This window comes from Morganella sp. EGD-HP17, from assembly GCF_000512315.2.
GTDB lineage: Bacteria > Pseudomonadota > Gammaproteobacteria > Enterobacterales > Enterobacteriaceae > Morganella > Morganella morganii.
In genome coordinates this window covers 13,939-33,446 of record NZ_AZRH01000013.1, presented here as the reverse complement: position 1 = coordinate 33,446, position 19,508 = coordinate 13,939, and the positions used below count along the sequence as shown (strand labels likewise).

At 48.4% G+C, this 19,508-nt stretch carries 16 protein-coding genes and 1 pseudogene; 4 read left to right on the top strand and 13 right to left on the bottom strand.

From position 1 onward, the window contains the following. Window positions 1-25 precede the first annotated feature (25 nt). Window positions 26-2,377: a TonB-dependent siderophore receptor gene (locus X965_RS13770; RefSeq protein WP_036418499.1), complete on the bottom strand. Its 2,352-nt coding sequence runs from the start codon at window positions 2,375-2,377 to the stop codon at window positions 26-28. A gap of 373 nt (window positions 2,378-2,750) precedes the next feature. Beyond that, window positions 2,751-6,638 (bottom strand): phosphoribosylformylglycinamidine synthase, encoded by a 3,888-nt coding sequence (gene purL / locus X965_RS13765; RefSeq protein ID WP_036418559.1) that lies wholly within the window; start codon window positions 6,636-6,638, stop codon window positions 2,751-2,753. A 261-nt stretch (window positions 6,639-6,899) separates the two neighbouring features. Between purL and mltF the strand changes: the two genes are divergently transcribed. Continuing rightward, window positions 6,900-8,339 (top strand): membrane-bound lytic murein transglycosylase MltF, encoded by a 1,440-nt coding sequence (gene mltF, locus X965_RS13760; protein WP_004236959.1) that lies wholly within the window; start codon window positions 6,900-6,902, stop codon window positions 8,337-8,339. Here mltF and tadA read toward each other — a convergent pair whose 3' ends face one another. The 3 genes from tadA to X965_RS13745 all read right to left on the bottom strand — a co-directional run bounded on the left by tadA (window position 8,340) and on the right by X965_RS13745 (window position 11,148). Next, window positions 8,340-8,867, bottom strand: coding sequence for a tRNA adenosine(34) deaminase TadA (tadA, locus tag X965_RS13755; RefSeq protein ID WP_004241953.1), 528 nt, complete (start codon window positions 8,865-8,867; stop codon window positions 8,340-8,342). It lies immediately after the preceding gene. Window positions 8,868-8,932: 65 nt separating this feature from the next. Next, the gene (gene leuE / locus X965_RS13750; RefSeq protein ID WP_004236962.1) at window positions 8,933-9,571 is read right to left on the bottom strand and encodes a leucine efflux protein LeuE; all 639 of its coding nucleotides are present in this window, start codon (window positions 9,569-9,571) and stop codon (window positions 8,933-8,935) included. Between the two features lie 98 nt (window positions 9,572-9,669). Further along, on the bottom strand, window positions 9,670-11,148 hold the full coding sequence (locus X965_RS13745) for an MFS transporter (RefSeq protein ID WP_036418497.1): 1,479 nt from the start codon (window positions 11,146-11,148) through the stop codon (window positions 9,670-9,672). Between the two features lie 144 nt (window positions 11,149-11,292). Here X965_RS13745 and X965_RS13740 point away from each other — a divergent pair, with 144 nt between their 5' ends. Continuing rightward, on the top strand, window positions 11,293-11,886 hold the full coding sequence (locus tag X965_RS13740) for a TetR/AcrR family transcriptional regulator (protein ID WP_004236965.1): 594 nt from the start codon (window positions 11,293-11,295) through the stop codon (window positions 11,884-11,886). A gap of 68 nt (window positions 11,887-11,954) precedes the next feature. Here the strand turns inward: X965_RS13740 and map are convergent, their stop codons facing one another. From map to X965_RS13715, 6 genes and pseudogenes are all read right to left on the bottom strand, one after another. Next, complete coding sequence (gene map, locus X965_RS13735; protein ID WP_004236966.1) at window positions 11,955-12,731, bottom strand: type I methionyl aminopeptidase; 777 nt, start codon at window positions 12,729-12,731, stop codon at window positions 11,955-11,957. Continuing rightward, window positions 12,724-12,930: a ParD-like family protein gene (locus X965_RS13730; protein ID WP_004241949.1), complete on the bottom strand. Its 207-nt coding sequence runs from the start codon at window positions 12,928-12,930 to the stop codon at window positions 12,724-12,726. Before X965_RS13730 ends, map begins: the two co-directional genes overlap by 8 nt. Before the next feature lie 117 nt (window positions 12,931-13,047). Further along, window positions 13,048-14,061 carry a tryptophan--tRNA ligase gene (gene trpS / locus X965_RS13725; RefSeq protein ID WP_036418495.1) on the bottom strand — a complete coding sequence of 338 codons (1,014 nt, stop codon included), beginning with the start codon at window positions 14,059-14,061 and terminating at the stop codon, window positions 13,048-13,050. Window positions 14,062-15,101: 1,040 nt separating this feature from the next. Next, a pseudogene (locus X965_RS19905) lies at window positions 15,102-15,218 on the bottom strand (GDCCVxC domain-containing (seleno)protein); the annotation flags it as partial. Between the two features lie 243 nt (window positions 15,219-15,461). Beyond that, window positions 15,462-15,674, bottom strand: a complete 213-nt coding sequence (locus X965_RS13720) for a hypothetical protein (protein WP_004236972.1) — start codon at window positions 15,672-15,674, stop codon at window positions 15,462-15,464. 616 nt (window positions 15,675-16,290) lie between these two features. After that, the gene (locus X965_RS13715; RefSeq protein WP_004241939.1) at window positions 16,291-17,190 is read right to left on the bottom strand and encodes a DMT family transporter; all 900 of its coding nucleotides are present in this window, start codon (window positions 17,188-17,190) and stop codon (window positions 16,291-16,293) included. Between the two features lie 133 nt (window positions 17,191-17,323). On the opposite strand from X965_RS13715, the gene X965_RS13710 reads away from it, so the two are divergent. Next, entirely contained in the window at window positions 17,324-17,839 is a 516-nt protein-coding gene (locus tag X965_RS13710) for a type VI secretion system baseplate subunit TssF (protein WP_225310101.1), read from the top strand. 147 nt (window positions 17,840-17,986) lie between these two features. Here X965_RS13710 and X965_RS13705 read toward each other — a convergent pair whose 3' ends face one another. After that, entirely contained in the window at window positions 17,987-18,325 is a 339-nt protein-coding gene (locus X965_RS13705; protein WP_036418492.1) for a hypothetical protein, read from the bottom strand. Between the two features lie 561 nt (window positions 18,326-18,886). On the opposite strand from X965_RS13705, the gene X965_RS13700 reads away from it, so the two are divergent. Then, on the top strand, window positions 18,887-19,267 hold the full coding sequence (locus X965_RS13700) for a VOC family protein (RefSeq protein WP_036418490.1): 381 nt from the start codon (window positions 18,887-18,889) through the stop codon (window positions 19,265-19,267). A gap of 44 nt (window positions 19,268-19,311) precedes the next feature. Here X965_RS13700 and X965_RS19780 read toward each other — a convergent pair whose 3' ends face one another. After that, entirely contained in the window at window positions 19,312-19,431 is a 120-nt protein-coding gene (locus X965_RS19780; protein WP_225310104.1) for a DUF1240 domain-containing protein, read from the bottom strand. Window positions 19,432-19,508 lie beyond the last annotated feature (77 nt).

The window sequence follows — 19,508 nt, the reverse complement described above, 5'->3', positions numbered from 1 at the left end:
CCGCCGGCAGTTTCTTATGTCTCAATTAAAATTCATAACCGACTTCAAGCCAGAATTCACGTCCCGGAGTATAAATTCCGTACTCATTTGAACTGTAGCCTTTATTTTCCATTTTCCTGACCTGGTTCAGCACATTGAGTACTTCGGCACGGAAATAAAGCTGATGTGAACCGTAAATAGCCGGCTGCCAGCTCAGGCTGGTATCCCATTGAGTATGTGTTCCGAAGTTCTGCGTTTTATAAACAGTAATATCATCCGTACTGTTGGTTTCTGCATAAGAATGGACCGGTGCTTTAATATAAAATTTATTCGACCAGGTAATATTATTATCCGGGATCTTCATATCAACACCCAGACGGACCATCCACTCCTCTTCATTATTATTGACTTCTTTTTCCATCTGAGCACGGGACATCAGACGTCCATCAAGAATAACCGCCTCATCCGGATCTAATGTTTTCTCAAGATCGGCTCTGCCGGTATTCAGCCAGTCAGCACCTAATGTGGTATTCCACTCTGTCGCACCAAGAGTCCACGGTGTTTTATTGGTTATTTGCAGCGTATAAATCTGAGCATTAAAATCATCGCCGTTGGTGAATGAATCAACTTTCTTATCATCCTGAGTACTGCGCTTAACCACAATCCGCTGCTTATACTTTCTGTATGTATAATCTGCGGAAATACGCCAGTTATTCCAGTCCTGATTAACCCCGAAGTTCAATTCATCGGAATGCGGCGTACTTAAATGTGTCAGTGAACGGTAATCCCGGGTACGATCCTGATTCAGTTCCAGTATTTTCCCGGATAACTTCATCGTGGCAAATGAACGTCCGTAATAACGATTAAGTCCGAACTTAAACCGGGTATCCGGTAATGCCTGCCAGTAAGCCGTAAAACGGGGAGCGATATTTGTGTTACTTAAATAATTATCCCGTTCCAGACGTAAGCCGGGACGGAATGTGAAATCACCGGTTTTAATCGTGTCCTGAGCATAAAGTGCATAATTCTGATGAGAGGTATTTACGGTTCCTTTTGACGCGGTCAGTTCACTTAAAAGAACATCCCGGCCGGTACTGTCAATTAATGATACCGTTGAGTGAACATCTTCATCCCGCTTAAACGCATATGCCGTATGACGGTAATCTGCCCCTGTATTGAAAACGTGCTCTGTATTTCCGAAGAATACGGGGTCAGCATTATAATCCAGAATTAAATTGATATTTTCCTGCGTCAGCTGACTGTTACCATAACCGCCTTCTTCAAAATCAAGACCGGTATCCAGGTCAGTCACCACACTGGCTTCGGTACTGTTGGAACGGCGTTTATCGGAAAACTTGTCATATGCTGCCGTTGATGTCAGTTTACCGCCCGGCACAGACTGAATATACCGGATCGTCGTACCGTAAGCCTGATGGGTATCATTGACGTTATTATCAATATTATTGGCGTAAAACTTACCCTCTTTATAATCTGACATGCGGAACCCGGCTTCCAGTGTCCGGCCGGTATCCGGTGTCCAGTTAAAATTGACCAGCATATTATCGGAACGGCGGGTGTGATTACGGTTATCCGTCTCTCCTTTCGAATTCAGCATCCGGGTCTGGCGGATATCAGAATCACGGCGGCTGAAGCCGAATACCATACCGGTATTCTCCGTTAATCCGTATTCCGCCGTCAGATTAAAGAATTCCTTTTTATAAACGGGCTGAAATTCTGCATTCATTCCGTTGGGGACTTTTTTATCCAGCGCGTCTTTTACAGCCTCATCCGCTTTTAATGATGCCCAGGAGGACCGGGTGGTACGGTAACTGACTGATGCGTGATTTTCCCCGCTGTACTGCCGGGTTTCCGCCACAACTGCCCCGCCGGTAAATCCGCCCAGGTTTGCCGGAACGTTATTACTGTAAACCGTTATTCCCGAAAGTAGTTTCGCATCAAAGAAATAAGCCTGCTCTGAACTCTTATTCGGATTGACGCCCATGGTGCCATCAAATAAGGAGGAAGCCGGGTCAATATCGTTATTAATATTCACCCCGTCTATCATATACGCCGTCTGTTCTGAAGGCGCACCGTTAATGGAAACAGAGAGCGGTTTAATTTCACCATTGGTAAATCCTGTTTCTGATTTACTCTCCACACGGGCACCAGGGACGGCTTTCAAATAATCACTCAGGTTACTATTAGATGATGGTGAATCCTTTATTTCCTGCTCTGTTATCGTTTGAGACGACAGAGGATCATCTGTCTCTGCGTGTGCATCCGATTTAACCGCAACCTTAATATGGTTATCGGGGTTATATTGAGCTGCATGTGTATAAAAACTACAAAATGAACTGCCTGTAATAGCTGCAATAAGTAATTTATCTTTATTTTTCATTTGGTTAACTTTATTTGAAAGCAAATGATATCTATTCGCATTATCATTATTGTTTGCAAATGCTAACATGGTGAAACTACGTATTCAACGAAAAAAATTATAATGAAACTATGTTTCATCACATTACTGATAAAATCATTATTGAATATAATTGGATGGCAATATCGATACAGTGGAATTTTAAACTGGCTAAAATACTATTTTTAAATAGATTATCTTATTATTTATGTTTGTATTCAGGTGGGAACTAATTAATAACGATTATCAATACTGTTCAGCAACTGACAGAAGCAGAGAGGATTTATTATTGCGGTAATATTATTGTGGTAAGTAAAAAAGCGGGTAAAACTGAAAAGTTATACCCGCGTGTTTATCAGCCTAATTGTTTGCGGGCATTACGGAAGATCCGCAACCACGGTCCGTCCTCTCCCCAGTTTTCCGGATGCCAGGAGTTGCTGACGGTACGGAAAACACGCTCCGGATGCGGCATCATAATAGTGGTACGTCCGTCATCGGTCGTGACTGCAGTGATACCGTCCGGTGAGCCGTTCGGGTTGGCCGGATAGCGTTCAGTGACCTGTCCGTAGTTATCCACATATTGCAGCGCCACCAGGCCGCGTTCCGTCAGCGCCTGCTGATGTGCTGCATCACGGAATTCCGCCAGCCCTTCGCCGTGAGAGACCGCAATCGGCATCCGCGAACCGGCCATGCCGCTCAGCAGCAGTGACGGGCTTTGTGCCACTTCGACCAGACTGAAACGCGCTTCAAAACGTTCAGAGCGGTTACGGGTAAAGCGCGGCCATAAATCCGCCCCCGGAATCAGATCCCGCAGGTTTGACATCATCTGACAGCCGTTACAGACCCCGAGTGATAAGGTATCCGGACGCGCAAAGAACTGCGCAAATTCATCCCGTACCTGCGGATTGAACAGAATCGATTTCGCCCAGCCTTCACCGGCACCCAGTACGTCCCCGTAAGAGAAGCCGCCGCAGGCAACCAGCGCCTGAAAACTGTCCAACGGAAGGTGCCCGTTCAGCAGGTCACTCATATGCACATCGATGGCATCAAACCCGGCACGGTGGAAGGCGGCCGCCATTTCCACATGGGAGTTAACCCCCTGCTCACGCAGCACCGCGACACGCGGACGCACGCCTTTTACAATATATGGCGCGGCGATATCGTCATTCTGATCGAACGTCAGTACCACATTAAGGCCCGGGTCTGTCAGATCCTGCTTGGCTTCATGCTCTTCATCCGCACAGGTAGGGTTATCACGCTGACGCTGCATCTGCCAGGTGGTTTCCGCCCACATGATCCGCAGTTCACGGCAGGACTGGTGATAGACTTCTGTATTATGGCTGCGGACAACAAAATCATCCCCCGGTACAGCTTCACCGAGAACATGCAGCATATCTGCCAGACCGGCATCGGTGAAGGCCTGCACAACGCCATCCAGATCCGCTTCACGCACCTGGAGCACAGCCCCCGGCTCTTCGGTAAACAGCGCGCCGAGGATATCCTCATCAAATGCACTGATATCCGCATTCACACCACAGTGTCCGGCAAAGGCCATTTCCGCCAGTGTGACAAACAGGCCGCCGTCTGAGCGGTCATGATACGCAAGCAGTTTTTCATCCCGCACCAGGGTCTGCATTGTGTCAAAGAATGCACGCAGCGCCTGCGGATTACGCAGATCCGCACCTTTCTGTCCCAGCTGACGATACACCTGCGCCAGCGCGGTTGCACCGAGGGTATTACGGCCTTCCCCCAGATCCACCAGCAGCAGACGGTTCGGCACATCACTCCGCAGTTGCGGAGTAACGGTCCGGCGCACATCATCCACACGGGCAAATGCCGTGATCACCAGCGACAGCGGCGAGGTCATCTCGCGCTCTTCGCCCTGCTCGTTCCAGCGGGTTTTCATCGACATGGAATCTTTGCCGACCGGGATAGTCAGGCCGAGCGCCGGACATAACTCCTCACCCACCGCTTTCACCGCTGAATATAACCCGGCATCTTCGCCCGGATGCCCGGCTGCGGCCATCCAGTTGGCGGATAATTTAATCCGCTTAATATCGCCAATCTGCACACCGGCAATATTCAGCAGCGCTTCCGCCACCGCCATACGCGCTGAAGCGGCAAAATCAAGCAGAGCAACCGGCGCACGTTCACCGATGGACATTGCCTCGCCATAGTAACTGTCAAGGCTGGCAGTGGTCACCGCGCAATCCGCCACCGGAATCTGCCACGGGCCGACCATCTGATCACGGGAAACCATGCCGGTCACCGTGCGGTCACCGATGGTGATCAGGAAGGTTTTTTCCGCTACCGCCGGTAAGTGCAGCACGCGTTTTACCGCTTCATGCAGATTAATATCGCGGCGATCAATCGGTGTGCCTTCCGCGGTCAGTGTGGTGACATCACGGCGCATTTTCGGGGTTTTACCCAGCAGGATATCCAGCGGCATATCAATCGGCTGATTATCAAAATGGCTGTCATTCAGGATCAGGTCACGTTTTTCTGTCGCTTCACCAATCACCGCATACGGCGCGCGCTCGCGCTGACAGAGTGCCTCAAACAGCGGCAACTGCTCAGGCGAGACCGCCAGCACATAGCGTTCCTGGGATTCGTTACACCAGATTTCCAGCGGGCTCATACCCGGCTCATCACTGAGGATATCGCGCAGCTCGAAACGTCCGCCGCGCCCGCCGTCACTGACCAGTTCCGGCATGGCGTTGGACAGACCGCCCGCACCGACATCATGGATAAACAGAATCGGGTTGTTATCCCCCTGTTGCCAACAGGCGTCGATCACTTCCTGGCAACGGCGCTCCATTTCCGGGTTATCGCGCTGCACAGAGGCAAAATCCAGATCCGCATCCGACTGACCGGATGTCATGGAAGATGCCGCACCACCGCCCAGGCCGATATTCATCGACGGGCCGCCTAATACAATCAGTTTCGCCCCCGGCGGGATCTCTCCTTTCTGCACGTGATCAGCACGGATATTACCGATACCGCCCGCCAGCATAATGGGCTTATGGTAGCCGCGCAGTTCCTCGCCGTTGTGGCTGCTGACTTTCTCTTCATAGGTCCGGAAATAGCCGAGCAGTGCCGGACGGCCGAATTCGTTATTAAATGCCGCGCCGCCGAGCGGACCTTCAGTCATGATGTCATAGGCGCTGACAATGCGGTCCGGTCTGCCGAAATCCTGCTCCCAAGGCTGGGTAAAGCCCGGGATACGCAGGTTGGAGACAGAAAAACCGGTTAATCCCGCTTTTGGCTTGGCGCCGCGCCCGGTCGCGCCTTCGTCACGAATTTCACCGCCGGAGCCGGTTGCCGCCCCCGGCCACGGGGAAATGGCGGTCGGGTGGTTATGGGTTTCCACTTTCATCAGGATATGGGTTTCTTCCTGATGATACTGATAACTGCGGTCTTCCCCCTGCGGGAAGAAACGTCCGGCGGAGGAGCCTTCCATCACCGCCGCGTTATCTTTATACGCGGACAGCACATGATCCGGTGTCTGCTCGAAAGTATTTTTAATCATCTTAAACAGAGATTTCGGCTGCTCTTCGCCGTCAATCACCCAGTCCGCATTAAAAATCTTGTGGCGGCAGTGTTCGGAGTTTGCCTGGGCAAACATATAGAGTTCCGCATCGGACGGATTGCGGCCGAGTTTCGTGAATGCATCCGCCAGATAATCGATTTCATCTTCCGCCAGCGCCAGCCCCAGCGATATATTGGCTTTTTCCAGTGCCGCGCGGCCCTGACCCGCGAGGTCAATCACGGTCAGCGGTGCCGGTTCATGACGGGCAAACAGCGCCTGTGCCTGTGACAGTTCGCTGAAAACCGTTTCTGTCATGCGGTCATGCAACAGCGCACTCAGTTGCTGATGTTCATTCTCTGTCAGCCCTGTGGTAGTAATATAGTAGGCGATTCCCCGCTCCAGCCGGGTAACGGCTGACAGACCGCAGTTATGCGCGATATCCGTGGCTTTCGATGACCAGGGAGATAATGTTCCCGGGCGCGGCGTGACAAGAAACAGGATCCCTTCCGGCGCATGCTCTGCCAGCGACGGGCCGTAGCGGAGCAGCTGCTGTAATTTGGTGTGCTCATCGTCGGTCAGGGGTGCGGAAAGATCAGCAAAATGCACATATTCCGCATAGATGTTGGTCACCGGCAGGTGGTGTTCAGTGAACGCGCTGATAAATTTTGATACGCGAAACGCAGATAACACAGGTGAGCCACGCAAAATTTCCATAGTTGTCAGTTCTCTCTTTTTAACACGCAGAGCCATCGGCCCGGAGGGGAAACGGGCACATTATAGAGCAATACTGACGCCGACGAAACCGTTTGCGTGACGTTTTTTCCCGGGGGGATTTTTTCCGGATTTCAGCCCCGGAAAACGGAATAAAGTTGCACAGTGACAAAATGTTGAGCAAAATGTCCGATTACTGGAAATATAACCATGGTAATTTATGCCTCAGAATGAATCCTTTTGTGTAACCGGTGAGATGCGCCTTTGGTACATAAAAAGCTAAATTATGTCGTTATCGTCGTCGTCGCGCTGTTCGCGGCGGCGCTGATCGCCATCAATATCAGCTGGCCATCGCAGCAGCCGCAGCTCAACCGTATTCTCGCGCGGGGGGAACTGCGTGTCAGCGCAGTGGCATCACCGCTTATCAGCTTTAATAAGCAGGGACAGGCCAGCGGTTTTGATTACGAACTGGCGCAGCGTTTCGCGGACTACCTCGGGGTAAAACTGGTGGTGCGGGAACGCGACGGTGTCAATGACCTGTTCAGCGACCTTGCCAATAATGATGCCGATCTGCTCGCCGCAGGGCTTATCTATAATGAAGACCGCCTGGACAACGCGCTGAGCGGCCCGACATATTACACCGTCGCACAGCAGCTTCTCTACCGCATGGGTAACAAACGTCCGCGGGATTTGGGCGATCTCGGCTCTCCGGTCTGGGTCACAGCCGGCAGTGCTCACGCCCGCCTGCTCCGCCAGCTCAAAGCAGATAAATATCCGGATCTGGATATCCGTGAAATTGCCGATAAAAACAGCAGCCATCTGCTCCAGCGCCTGGCAAAAGGTGAGATTGATTATGTCGTCAGCGATTCTGTCAGCGTGGCACAGGAACAGCATATTCATCCGAATGTCACGGTGGCCTTTGAGGTCACAGAAAACCAGCCGCTGACCTGGTATCTGAAACGCAGTGAAGACAGCAGCCTGAATGCCGCCCTGCTCGATTTTTTCAACCAGACACGGGAAACCGACACCCTGGCGCGTCTGGAAGAGAAGTATTTCAGCCACATGAATCAGTTTAATTATGTGGATACCAAAACCTTTATTAATGCCATCAACACCCAACTGGCCACTTACCGCCCGCTGTTTGAAAAGTACGCGGGGAAAATGGACTGGCAGGTACTGGCTGCGATAGCCTGGCAGGAATCACACTGGAACCCGACCGCCACCTCACCGACCGGCGTGCGCGGCATTATGATGCTGACCCGGCCGACGGCGGATTTCTTCGGGATTGAGGATCGCCTTGACCCGGAGCAGAGCATCAAGGGCGGCGGGACATATATAAATTACCTGATGGACAAACTGCCGGATTCCATCCCCGATGATGAAAAAATCTGGTTTGCCCTCGCCGCTTATAATATGGGCTACGGTCATATGCTGGATGTCCGCAAACTGACCGAGATGCAGGGGGCGGATCCGGACAGTTGGCTGGATGTGAAATCCCGTCTGCCGCTGCTGAGCAAAAAAGCCTATTATCAGTCTCTGCCGTACGGCTATGCGCGCGGTTACGAAGCTTACCGCTATGTGGAAGGGGTGCGTCGTTACCAGCTCAGTTTACAGGGCTATCTCGATTTACATCAGGAAGAGCTGCTGTTACAGCAGCCGCAGGAAGAAACGGCAGAGATTCTGACCTCTGCCGCACCAAACTGATCACTCATTCTCTGATTTCTGACTTTCCGCATGCTGTTTTTTCAGGGCTTTTTTCTCCGCACGGCGGTGGCGGAAAAATTCACTGAGCATTGCCGAACACTCCTCCCCCAGCACGCCCCCTGTCACTTCCATATAATGATTGAGACGCGGTAAGGTCAGCAAATCAATAAATGACCCCGCAGCACCGGTTTTCGGCTCTGCCGCGCCGTACACCAGACGTTTGATCCGGCTGTGGATCAGTGCCCCGGCACACATCATGCAGGGTTCGAGGGTGACATACAGTGTGGCATCGGTAAGACGGTAATTTTCCAGCACCGCCCCGGCCCCGCGCAACGTAACAATTTCAGCGTGGGCTGTCGGGTCATGGCTGAGGATCGGCTGATTGAAACCACCGGCAATGCGCTGATTATCTTTCACCAGCACAGCCCCGACCGGGATCTCTCCGGCCAGCGCCGCCTCTTCTGCCAGCGCCAGCGCCTGCCTCATCCAGAATTCATCATTATTATAAGGTGTTGTACTGTCAGTCACGTGGATACCTGCTTATTTAAAATCAGGCACAGTATAGCGTCACTTTTGTCAGGCAGGCAGTTTCTTTACGCCGTAAACAGCGCCAGTTTGGCGGCAAAGCCCATAAAAAACAGTCCGATGGTGCTGTTGCCCACTTTTGCCGCCTGTTTTTTGTGGCGGAAGAACTGTGATAATTTAGTGCCGCTGTAAATTAAAAAGGAGAGATACAAAAAACTGACCGTTTCCAGAATCAGCGCCAGCACGCCATAACTCACCGCCGGATGAGAATAATTAAAATCAATAAACTGGATAAAGAAAGAGACATAAAACAGAATCGCTTTCGGGTTTGTCAGGCTCAGGATCAGGGCTTTATTAAAGGCATTTTCCGCTTTCAGCGGCTTATCCTCATGATGCCCCTTCTTCTGCATAAAGGTGGCATAGAGGATTTTCAGTCCCAGATACAATAAATACGCGGCACCGAGGTAACGCACGGCGGTAAATAATGCCGGAGAGGCTTTAATCACTGAGGCCACGCCCAGAAATGACAACATGATCAGTACCGCATCACCGGTAAATACGCCCAGTGCGGCCTGGTAACCTTTTTTATATCCGAATGTCGCACTGGATTTAAGGACATACAGTGAGTTCGGCCCCGGCACAAGGATAATAAAAATAACGCCGATAATATAAGTACCGATATTCAGTATGCCCAGATTTTCAAACATAACGCCTCCGTGGTGTGTGCAAATTTACTGCTGATTTTTATTATTTTGTGTTCAGATTAATAAATCACAAAATACATGCCACGGATATACCCACTCTGTTATAAGGTTATTTTCCCGTTTTCCTGCGGCATTTTGCGGCCGCGGGGATAAAATATCAGGATAAATACCCATACTGCCGATAATGCTGCGCCTGCCATTGCCAGATTAAACCCGCCCGCAAAGGCTTCATAAACTGTATTCTGCACGGCAACTGTCAGTTCTCCGCTCTGTGCGCCGGTAATAAGCTGCTCTGCAGACGGCAGCTGACGGTGCTGCGCAATACTGACCGCCCGCTGTATCATCAGTGTACCGAGCAGTGCCACCCCCAGCGTCATACCGGTCTGGCGCATCATATTCAGTGTCGCCGATGCCACGCCGGAACGCGCCGGATCAGCGGCATGCATAATCAGCGCCCCGGTGGCGGGAATCGATAATCCCATACCGGTGCCGAGCATAAACAGCATCAGCCCTGTCAGCGGATACGGCGTATACGGCGTCAGTAAAGTCATCAGCCCGCAGGCCGCTGCGGTCAGCAGCAGACCGGTGCCGAGGATCAGCCGGATACTCAGTTTGCGGGCGATCCGCCCGAAAGAGAATGCAAACAGCGCCATGGCGATAAATTCCGGCGACATCCGCCATCCTGCTTCAACGGCATTCCAGCCCTGCGCTTTCTGTAAAAACAGCGCGATAAAAAACACATTGGTGTAAGCCGCAAAACCAATCACAAACGAGGCCAGATTATAGTGCAGATACTCGCGGCGTCCGAAATCCGCCAGCGGCAGCAGCGGTTTTGCCACCCGGCTTTCGGTGTACAGAAATAATAAAAGAAAAATAATTCCGCCGGTGACAGTTAACAGCGTCAGCGGATGCAGCCAGCCATGAATACCCGCCTCTGTCAGCCCGTATGTCACACAGCCCAGCGCTGCGATACTGAGTAACTGCCCTGCCGGATCAAACGCCGCTTTCTCCGGATCCGCACTTTCACGGATGCCGTACTGCCCGAGCAGAAACGTGATTATACCAACCGGAATATTGATCAGAAAAATGCCTTCCCAGCCGGTGGTATGCACCAGCACGCCGCCGAGGATCGGCCCGGTAATCAGTGACAGCGCACTGACCGATGACCAGATACCAATCACACGGATCCGCTGCTGATTATCCGCAAAAGTATGCGTGATCAGCGACAAGGCTCCGGGGATCAGTAACGCCGCCGCTATCCCCTGTACCACCCGTCCTGATAGCAGCAACGGCAGCGTATCCGCCAGTGCACAAAGCAGTGAGCCAAAGGTAAAAATCAGTACTCCCGCCAGCCACATCTTTTTACGCCCGTAACGGTCACTCAGCGGACCGGCGGACAGGATAAGGGCGGATAAGCACAATGCATAAGCATCTATCAGCCACTGTAATGACACCATCGGTGCATCCAAATCATGCTGAATGGCCGGCAGTGCCACATTCACGATACTGATATCCAGCGTTGCCATAAAAGTACCCAGGCAAATCGCGGTAGTAACGGCAAAATAACGAAGTCTGTTCATAGTGTTCTCCTTTCACAGAGGCAGAATACACATTGACTGACCGACGGTCAATAAAAATGAGAACGTATTTCATTTGCGCATTTTTTTCGCCTTCATACCCCGGAAATGGCATAATGAGGGTTTTCCGTTATACAAGGCACGTTTATGACTCAGTCAGCAGAACACAAACCCCGTTTTAAACCTGCCGATGTCCGGATCAATGAACTGATGGATGCCGCCGAATCACTGTTTCTCGAAAAGGGATTTGATGCCACTACAGTCAGTGACATTGTGGCGCGGGCCGGTGTCGCCAAGGGAACCTATTACCACTATTTTGCCGCCAAACCGGACATTTACGAGGCATTACGCCACCGTTATATGGACTGGTTTCTGTCACAGACTCAGCAGGCGATGGATGCCTGTGCGGCAGGTGATGCGGATGCCAGACTGGCAGCCTGGTGTGATCGTTCTGTCACGGCCTATACTGAAAAACAGGAACTGCATGATGTCCTGTTCCATCAGGGATTTCACCAGCAGGGCAATGACCATGAAAATGCCGTGCTGAATCAGCTGCTTGCCCTGATTGCGGAAGGTGAGAAGCACAGTCACTGGCGGGTGGCACATCCGGATATCACGGCCATGATTATTTATCACGGTATGCATGCGGCGGTGGATACCCTGCCGCAGTCCGGACACTACACCGCACAGACGCTGGGCGGCGTGCTGTATGAACAGTTTCTGCGCTTTCTGAAGGCCTGATCTGCTCTGATAAAAAAAGCCCGGTCGCAGCCGGGCTTTGCACACTCTGTTGTTTATACAGATAAAAATCAGCGTAATGTTTCATCCGCACGCAGAGTTAACACTTCATAGCCGGTCGCGGTCACCAGAATGGTGTGTTCGGACTGCGCGGATAATTTTTTATCCCGCGTCACCACCGTCCAGCCATCTTTTTTGGTTTTGATTTTCGCGCCGCCCTGGTTAATCATCGGTTCGATGGTAAAGGTCATCCCCTCTTTCAGTTCCGTTCCTTTACCGCGCACACCATAGTGCAGCACCTGCGGGGCTTCATGCATCTCACGGCCGATACCGTGACCGCAATACTCGCGCACCACGCTGTAGCCGCGTGATTCCGCGTAATGCTGAATAGCTGAACCGATATCCCCCAGCGTCGCGCCCGGTTTCACCTGCTGAATACCTTCCCACATGGCATCATAGGTGGTTTTCACCAGTTTACGGGCCAGCGGCGATGCTTCCGGCATCACATACATTTTACTGGAATCGGCAATAAAGCCGTTCTTTTCCAGTGTGATATCCACGTTAATGATATCTTTATCTTTCACCAGTTCGTCCGCTTTCGGAACGCCGTGGCACACCACTTCATTCAGCGAGGTATTCAGCACATACTGAAACCCGTACTGTCCTTTACTGGCAGGGCGTGACTGAAGGGTATTCACAATATAATCTTCAACTTTGTCATTAATCGCCAGCGTGGAAACACCCGGTTTAATGAAATCGTCCAGCATGGCAAAAACGCTTGCCAGCAGACGGCCTGATTCCCGCATCAGCTCAATTTCTTCAGGTGTTTTTATAACGATACTACTCATGCTGTTCTCCTTTCCGGCTGACAGACTCTTTTTCCAGCATTTCGCTGACAAGCATTGTGAAGGTTTTATCCGGATTCATTTCAGCCTGCATTCCGATTTTGATCCAGAATTCTGCCTGAGCATTGATAGAGCGCGACATCACTGTGCTCGCCCGGCGCAGATATTCATGTAATTCATCGGAGATTTTAACAATACCCACGTGAAATCCTTAACTGATAAACCATATATAAAACAGATATGGTTCATATAGTAGACCTCCCGCAAACGGGAATCAATCGCATCCTGCTTATTCAGCATAATCCGCAAAAAATGCGGTTCAAAAAATAAGCAGCCCCATTCCTCTTTTTACCTGATCCAGCGTCTGCTGTGTCACTTCCCGCGCTTTTTCTGTCCCGCGGCGGATAACCGAAAGCAGATAAGGTTTATCCGCCATCAGCCGCGCCCGCTCCTCACGGATCGGTGCCAGCAGTGCCTGCAGGCATTCGTTCAGCACTGATTTGCACTCCCTGTCGCCTAAACCGCCCGCCTGATAACGGGCTTTCATCTCAGCAACCAGGGCTGTATCCGGATGAAACGCATCAAGATACGCAAACACCACATTGCCCTCAATCCGGCCGGGATCAGACACCCGCAGATGCTGCGGATCGGTAAACATAGCATTGACGGCACGCGTCAGGTCATCCGCACTGACAGAGAGATTAATGGCATTTCCCAGTGATTTGGACATCTTACCGTTACCGTCAATCCCCGGCAGGCGGCCGGTTTTACCGACTTCAGCACGGCAGTGAACCAGTAATTCCTGCCCGGTAACATGATTGATTTTGCTGACAATCTCATTGGTTTGTTCAATCATCGGCAGTTGATCTTCCCCGACCGGCACCAGATCAGCTTTAAACGCAGTGATATCCGCCGCCTGGCTGACCGGATAAATCAGAAATCCGGCCGGCAGTGTACGGGAGAACTGCTTCTGAATGATTTCCTGTTTAACCGTCGGATTCCGCTCCAGCCGGGAAACGGTCACCAGATTGAGATACAGCAGTGTCAGTTCAGCCAGTGCGGGCAGCGCCGATTGCAGACAAATCACCGAACGGGCGGGATCGATGCCTGCCGCCAGGTAATCCGCCGCTACATCATAAAAATAACGGTTTACTTTTTCGGGTTGCGCACCGTTATCCGTCAGTCCCTGCATATCCGCCATCAGAATATACTGCACGGCAGAATGCTGAAGTCTGACCCGCTGTTGCAGCGAGCCGGTATAGTGTCCGAGGTGTAACGGCCCGGTGATACGGTCGCCGGTCAGAATAACGGATTGGGTGTGATGAACAGACATACGATTTCCTCTTTTATTGTGATCAGAGGCCGCCGGGGTGAATGCAATATGTCTGAAATGAAATCGCCGCACTCCGGCGGCGATTTTTGCAATTAAAACTGAATAACAAAACCGGCGCCGCATGTTGTGCGCCACCAGAAAGCATTGTGTGATAAACAGCCTGGAATTTTATTATTCATCATGCTGACAATGTACAACCTTTATATCTTATTGCCACTCTTTTTTTTGCTGCGACGGATATTTTCATTTCTGCTGTTTTTATTTACATACTTTATTCTTTGTCAGCACACCCCGGACAAAGATGACAAATCATGACAATAAATCAGTTTTCTTTCATTGAGTTACCGGCTTTATCAGGTAGAATCAGTCAGTGAAGACACATTATGATTTATTACCTTCCGCCGGAGAATGTTTATCGGATCAGACTAAAGTTATATTAAGGAGAATATATGTTTTTACTGACACTCGGATTTATTATCTTATCCTGTCTGTTTGCCACCGTCATGAGCCCGAAATGGGATGATTAAATGAACGCAGACGTATTGTCTCTCTGAACGCCTTTCAGTGTTATATCAAAACTGAAAGGCGTTTTTATTTATGATGCTGTGCAATACTCTGTTCTCCCTTTCCTTCCCGGCAAAAGTACATTTTTTTGATCAGTCATTTTTTGACTAATTCATATAATTTAACTATCTTTAAGATGTTACCAAGCTGAAAGTAACGCCTGACGCCTCTGAACCGGTTTCGTTTGTTCAGAGAATTTTTTATTTCCCGCGAAAAAACCTGATCAACACCCTGTCAATATATTGTATTTGCTGGATAAATCACGTCGCAACACATAAACCCGGCCTGATATAAACAACTACGTGTAAATACTAAAAATAACCGTAAATACATTTTTATGCTGTACATCTTCCGTACAGCGACTATATTGATAAGCAATTTTAATTAATTGATATTCACATTACTGACCTGCTCCTGACTGTGCAGGTACACGTTCTGACATGATTTACCCGCACACTAACCTGTGCGGGTATTTTTTATTCCCCGGACGACTGACAGCAGCAGGATTTTTTCCCCGTCAGCGCGGCTTCCTGTACCGGCGGACAAGCCACCGTGCCGTAAGAACAAAATACACAGCAGTCTCCCGGAAGCGGTTATGGTGTGACACCGTATAAAACAACACCTGCCACCAGTTTCCCTGTAACGGCCTTGTGTTGTGCTTTTGTTTAGACAGCTCCCTTTATTATACACACATGAACTTTCCATACTGTTCATGATTATCATACCTATATCCTTTCCGCCCGGTCACGTTTTGTGTCCGGGCTTTTTTTTATTCTTTTCACTTTCTTCCGGGCACAAAAAAGGTCACCGCAGTGACCTTATTTATTATCTTTGTATCAGCGGGGAATTTTAATGATCCCGCCAATGAAAACACCGACGATAAACGGGAATCCCCCGAAGCCCAGACCGATTCCCCCGCCGATAATCAACTGACCACCGGTTTTTTCCGGTGTTACCGACGGAGAAACATCACCGCTTCCCGGCCGGAGAAAATCAGCGATTCCGCTGCCGATGACAGCGTCACACTCACGAACAGATAATTCTTTCATACGGATATCCTTATCAATAAAAAAGTCATATAGCGACACACCGGTTTACAGATAACGTCATGGTATGTGCATATATACTCCATATTATTTAAATCTTAATCAAGAATTCCTTTTTTACATCATGAAAAACAGAGAATAATCCGTATATACCGGTATTCATGCTAACTAATCCGTGGTCTTATTTATTATTCACAGCGACAATATAATCAGACATTACCTATCACCCCTCTTCAATAAAAAATAATTTCATTATTTATCTTACACTTCAATTTTAATTACTGACTGTTATTAAATAACACATTACTTACACGGACTGAATCGTTCTTTATTAGCCTGAGACAGTTCCAATGCCGCAAAAGCTTTGGCTTTTTCATCATACTGATCACTTTTCAGTACATCAGAGGCCAGAGTTTCAATATCGCTCTGGTTTGTTTTTTAGTATTTGATTGTACCAGTACCGATGTGGCCAGTTTCTTTATCATAGGAGATGGATTTTTATGTCCCGGCACCCGGCCGCCTGTGATATTAATTTTTAAAATAATCGGGATTAATGACACTCCATTATTATTTACCAATGGAAATAAATAAAAAATAACAAGCATCATCCCCCTTTACTTTACCCCTGTTTTTTCGCAGAAGAACAAAAATAAATTCCGGAAATAATTAAAGCACCACTTAAAAAATGGAAACTGTGTAATTTTTCACTGAGGAAAAGAACACCAAAGAAACCGCCACTCAGTGGGATCAGGTGAGAGAAAATCTCCCCTCTTGTTGCACCGATAGTCAGGATACCTTTATTCCACAGCAGGTATGATAGCCAAGACGGAAAAATAACCAGATAGGCAAGCCCGGATATAAACAGCGGCGAGGCATAATTTCCCATATTGCTGATCTGAAAATCATGTGAAAACAGATAAATAATCAGTATTGGTAACATCATCAGGCTGCCGGTCACCGAGCTGATGGCCACAAATGCATTACCTTTCACCTCACGGGGTTTCAGTCTTAAAAAAGCACAATACAACGCCCAGCTGATGGCGGACCCCAGTGCCCACAAATCTCCTTTATTCAGATGACTGATCACTTCTGAAAAATTCAGATTACCTTTAAATATCAGATAAATCACACCTAACGTACTCAATAATACGCCGATATAATTTTTCCCCTGAATTTTTTCTTTAAACACCAGCGCATTGATCAGTAAAACAATTGACGGCGTTGCCGACATATAAATAGCAGCATTAAGTGCTGTGGTATATTGCAGACCAATATACAATGTGACCGGGAATAAAACCTGTCCGCATAATGACAGAAACAGAATTATCCCTTTTGCCTTTTTCATGAATTCCCACTGCTGTTTCACCTGACTGAAATACAGCGTCATCAGTAAAACCGCCGTCACCAGCCAGCGCAGTTGCGATAAAATCACCGGGTCGGCTTCTGTCACCAAAAGATGCCCGACAACATAGTTCCCGCCCCAGAAACACGCCGCCAGCGTTAAGAATAAATAAGGCATATCCCGCTCCCGCCTGGCCAATATTTATCCGACCGTAACATGGTGACCACAAAGCAGACTTGTTATTTATCAAAATAGTTATGGTTTTTAAAATAATTTTTAATGAATGTGGCCAGGAGTGGCCGCCGGTTCTGTGCCCGGAGATGTCATAATCATATTCCGCCCGCTGCTGCCGGATCTGCTGGAAGCCACCGGCATCACACAATGCACGCCGTGCTACCCGCCGATAACGGATAATCACGCTTACTGGAATCTGCTGTCACACTACAGTGCCAACAGCTTTATGCTGTCGTCAGTGGATTCGGTAAAACAGCTGATCAGCGACTATGTGCTGTATCAGGATACAGACCGGCAGCGCTGCAAACAGATAAACCAGCTGCTGAGCGGTATTCACGCGGTTGATTCAGTACTGGATGACCGCCTTGTCCGGGGAAAACCTTACCGCTGTCTGGATCTGACAATGACTCTTGATCCGCATAAATATGACAATACCGGCGATGCCTTTATGTTTGTCATGCACTTATATCATTTCTTCCCGTTCTGCCTGTCAGAAAATATGATGCTGAAAATGAATGTGCAATTTACCGATAATGATACGGTCTGGCATTTGGCGCCTTATTTACTGAACGGGTATAAATCACTGATTTAAACATGTGCATCTGAGGGAAGTAGCTGAAATAAACGGGCCGCTATCACAGATTAACAGCCCGTTTTCAGAGACAGGAATTAACAGCGTATTTATTCGTCAACCGCCAGCGCCGGCGCTGAAAGAAGCAGGCACAGAGGTAACAGTAAATTAATTTTTATTTTCATCATCATCCGTACTGTTATTTGAGTAGTTACTCCGGACATCTGCCAGCATTTTTTCCTTGGCAAAATCTTCTTCCAGCGCATTCATGCAGTAGTTGATATAGAAGTATTGAAATAAAAATGTCCAGAATCCGTTAAGACGCAGAGAAATGCCGAATTCTTTTGCTGCATAATATTCTAAAGCGCTCTTCATCTTAAATGCCCAGATAATCCAGAAAACAGTCATCCCGATTGTGATGATAGTACCCAATATATCATAAATATTGTTTGATTCAGCGATATACCCGTAATTATAGGCATCACTCATAAAGCTGAATACATCCATAAAGACACCCCCATTGCAATCGCCAGATAAATGAACACTGAACTTTCAAATGGTTTCATTTTCAGCTCTGAATTAAAGGCATCAGTATTTTTTCAGGCCCACATTATCGGATAAATACCCGCAGTTAATATGCTGAGCAATACAAATTTACCGGTTCCCTGATTTGTGATTGACTTCAATGTGTTGATATTTTTCATTGCATACCTGTTGCTTTGAGTGAAGAATATACAGGAAGTCCCTGTTCTGTTGATTCATACCGATATAAATTGTGTCAGCAATTCCTGCCACAACTGTGCAAGATAATTTTTTCACTGTTACAATATATTTTATTCTGCAAATGTTACACTTCCGGCAATAAATAATAAAGCCACAGCAATACTTCGGCCCTTTATTCCGGAAAAACAAATAACATCAAAATAATGATTTACCAATCACATCAGATCATTATTATTTTTTTATAAAAATACACAGGTAACCCCGGTGGCACTATTCCGGATTTATCACTGCTGACAATTTCTGTCATTCAACGGGGCTATGATATGAAAAACCACAGGAGGCAGCATGTTTAAACCAAACAGCATTATTCTGTACGTCAGCGACGTTGAGAAAAGTACCCGTTTTTACACCAGACTTCTTAATGCAGAGCCTGTTGAACAATACAGTGAATTTTCTGTTTTTGCCTTATCGGACGATATGATATTAGGACTTCAGGCAAAATCCGGTATCGACCCTGCACCACAACCACATATTGGCGGTACGGAAATATGCATGTCAGATATCAGTAACCGGGAAGTTGATGTGATTTTTCGCAAATGGAGTGAACTGGATGCGAAGATTATTATGAAACCCGCAATGCTGGATTTCGGCTACACTTTCGTGGCAACCGACCCCGACGGACATCGCCTGAGAGTCTGTGCGACTGACACCACAAATATTGATTGATGATAATCTGTGATCTGAAAAAATAACAGGGAATACACTCCCTGTTATTTTTTGCACAAACCAGTATCAGCAACATAAACCGTTGATGACCTGAATGAGGCTTTCGGGCATTCGATATATCCCTCAGATATAAGTTTTTTATCCATGTACATCGGACCGATTATTAATAAAATAAAATGAAAAAATAGCCAAAGAAAGGAATATATAAAATAACACTTTGAAAAATTTATGCTTTTTAAGA